Below are 410 nucleotides of genomic sequence, written 5' to 3' on the forward strand. Positions count from 1 at the left end.
GAGAGACAACCCGACGCGTATCATCGCGCCGTATCTTCATTTTAAACGGACATACGAATCATGCGCATTACTATTTACACTCGTAACGATTGCGTTCAGTGCCACGCCACCAAACGGGCGATGGAAAACCGGGGCTTTGATTTTGAAATGATTAATGTCGATCGCGTTCCTGAAGCGGCAGAAGCGTTGCGTGCTCAGGGCTTTCGTCAGTTGCCGGTAGTGATTGCTGGCGATCTTAGCTGGTCTGGTTTCCGTCCGGACATGATTAACCGTCTGCATCCAGCGCCACACGCGGCCAGTGCATGAGCCAGCTCGTCTACTTCTCCAGCAGCTCCGAAAACACGCAGCGTTTTATCGAACGTTTAGGTCTGCCCGCGGTGCGCATCCCGCTCAATGAGCGGGAACGGATT

At 53.7% G+C, this 410-nt stretch carries 1 protein-coding gene; it reads left to right on the forward strand.

Annotated elements, in window-relative coordinates; all coding sequences use genetic code 11:
• Window positions 1–60: 60 nt before the first annotated feature.
• Window positions 61–306, forward strand: coding sequence for a glutaredoxin-like protein NrdH (gene nrdH / locus SB764_RS38470; protein ID WP_001223227.1), 246 nt, complete (start codon window positions 61–63; stop codon window positions 304–306).
• The last annotated feature ends 104 nt before the right edge of the window (window positions 307–410 follow it).

The sequence above is a fragment of the Paraburkholderia sp. SIMBA_027 genome (assembly GCF_046535315.1).
In the GTDB taxonomy this organism is placed as follows: Bacteria; Pseudomonadota; Gammaproteobacteria; order Burkholderiales; family Burkholderiaceae; genus Paraburkholderia; species Paraburkholderia tropica.